General features: G+C 71.7%; 2 protein-coding genes. One reads left to right on the top strand and one right to left on the bottom strand.

What is annotated here, in order from left to right; all coding sequences use genetic code 11:
- Positions 1 to 1161 precede the first annotated feature (1161 nt).
- Positions 1162 to 1398, top strand: a complete 237-nt coding sequence (locus C6N31_RS42055; protein WP_198359600.1) for an XRE family transcriptional regulator — start codon at positions 1162 to 1164, stop codon at positions 1396 to 1398.
- A 607-nt stretch (positions 1399 to 2005) separates the two neighbouring features.
- Here the strand turns inward: C6N31_RS42055 and C6N31_RS42050 are convergent.
- Positions 2006 to 2371: Asp23/Gls24 family envelope stress response protein (locus C6N31_RS42050; RefSeq protein WP_198359599.1), on the bottom strand; the 366-nt coding region annotated here is incomplete at its 5' end.

Below are 2371 nucleotides of genomic sequence, written 5' to 3'. Positions count from 1 at the left end.
CTGCCGATCCCGTGCCCCGCCCACCTCATCCCGGACGCCACGGGTCTCGACGCGTTCAACACCGCGTACTAGGCGGCCACGATGGCGGACGCCGTGTACGTCGGCGTCGAGCGCCGCGGCCGGCGCTGGGTGGTCAAGGCCGACACGCTCACCGCCGCAGAGGGCACGTCATCGACGACTGCGCGCACGAGGCTGTTCGTTGCGCCGCGATCCGTCTGGTCCGTAGCGGTGAGACCAGTTCCAGTTCGGGGCCGGGGTACTACACACTGAACGGCCTGGCGGGCGAGGACAGGGCCCGCGAACTCGCCGCACTGCACGCCGCCTTGTCCGGAGACCTGGAGCCGCTGGCCCGCGCCGACCGCCCTGTCCTCCTGACGCACGTCCCACGCGAGGCCGTTGATACTCAACGAAGCGGCGCACGCCGACTTCCGGCGGCTCCAGCCTGTCGGCGCGGTTTGTGGCCCGCGCACGGGGACCATGAGCGCATGATCTACGGCTGCCAGCGCGCCAAGGGCGCGCCCTTGCTCGGAGCACGTCCCGGACAGGACGGGCCTTTCGGCCGCTGGCCCGAGGCCGCCGGGGACGAGACGGACACCGGTGAGCCCGCCGCAGCGCTCGTTCCTGCGGCCCCGGGACAGGAGCGGGAGATGACGATGGCGCCCGGTGCTGGCCAGCTGGAACAACCAGAATGGCCTCGGCCTGCGGGGGCACAAGAAAGCGTGTGAACCACGAAGCGGACCGCGACACTGCAGCTGGCGCTACACCGCTGGAGGCGCTTTTCGACACCATCACGGCACGGTTGCAAACCGAGACCGCGACCGCCATCGCGTCCCTGCGCCAGCAGGCTCCCCGGCTCCTCGGCACCACCGCGCCGGAGCCTGGTGTTACGGGCGTCGGCGAAGCATCATGGGGTCGGCCTGAGCGTGCTCGCCGCGCGGGACCGTCGCGGGAGGGATGAGAGCAGTGGCGGCCAGCCATCCGCCCCCGGCAGCCGGTGGGAAGGCCGTGCGTGGGTGCGGCAGTCCCGGGTGGCCGGGCGGGCGGTAGCGGGACTGCCGGAGCACAGCCTAGTGAGCAGCCCGGCCAGCCGCCACGCCGCTTCCCGTAGGTGTCGCGCCCCACGAGGGCATGGGGGCGCCGGTGGGGGGCAGGGGGTAGAAGATGGACGCTCTGGGAGAACTGCTGCAGGCCACCATGCGCACCCGGCATCTGAACGCGCAGGCGCTCGCGGACCGCACCGGTATCCGCACCCCGCGCATTCGTGCGTTCGCCCAGGACGGTGCCGACGGGCCCGTCCACCCCACCGGGCCAGAACTGGCCGAACTCGCCGCCGCGCTGGCCCTGCCGCTGCCCCAGGTTCTGGCCGCCGCCCACGTTCCCGCCAGGATGCCGGCCTGACCCTGGCCCTGGCGGGCCCCGGCCCGGCCCTGATCGTCGTGCTGCTGCCCGTCATCCTCCTCGGCCTGCTCCTCGCCCTGGGCCGGTACGAAGAACACCTCTTCACCCCCAAAGCCCTGCGTCCTCACCGTCACCACGCGCAACATGCCCGCCACCCCCATCGGTGGAAGCGTCCCGGCCACCAGTGACTGGCACCCGGCCTCGTCAGGGAGGGTGGAATGCGAGCGAAAAGGTGCGGGGACGGTGCAGGGGGTGGAGAAAACATGCACGGCGCGAAGCGATGCCTGCCTTGCCACCCCCCCCCGTCGAGGCAGCGCACGACCCCCCGGTCAGCTTCGTACCCCACGGATGGCCGCCAGCCCTACCGGCCGGTGGTCATCCGTGCGTGGCGGCCCGATCCCGGCCGCCCCATCGTTTCTCAGCTCTGGGCCGGGACAGCCCGCCCTGCGGACTGCGCGGGGTGTGCTCCGTGACGGCGGCGAGGTCCAGATCGGGGCGCCGGTTCATGTCCAGCTCACAACGGGGTGATCACTGGCGAGCGACGCGCATCAGGAGGTTCCGCTTCGCCCGCAGGGATAGGTCCCCCGGTGGAGGGGCGGACGGCTGACTACTGCACGCGTCCTTCGGTCGCCGTCTCGTCCTCGTCGTCGTCGGGCAGATGAACGTCGTTGACGGCGATGTTCACCTCGACGACTTCCAGACCCGTCATCCGTTCGACTGCTGCGATGACGTTCTCGCGGACCTCTGCCGCCAGATCGGCGATGGCGACCCCGTATTCCACGACGACCGCGAGGTCGATGGCGGTCTGGATCTCACCGACCTCGACCTTGACCCCCTGGGTGACGCCCGCACGTGCGCCGGGGACCATGCCGCGCACCGCGCCCATGGTGCGGGCGAAGCCACCGCCCAGAGCGTGGACACCTGGCACCTCCCGCGCCGCCATCCCCGCGATCTTCTCCACCACGCCGTCCGC

The sequence above is a fragment of the Streptomyces fildesensis genome (genome assembly GCF_016107395.1).
GTDB lineage: Bacteria > Actinomycetota > Actinomycetes > Streptomycetales > Streptomycetaceae > Actinacidiphila > Actinacidiphila fildesensis.
Note: the sequence above shows the minus strand (reverse complement) of the source record. Positions and strands in the feature narration are given on the sequence as shown.

Bases quoted from the DNA above. Each gene is read 5' to 3' on its own strand.
- C6N31_RS42055 (WP_198359600.1), top strand. From the start codon at position 1,162: ATGGACGCTCTGGGAGAACTGCTGCAGGCCACCATGCGCACCCGGCAT.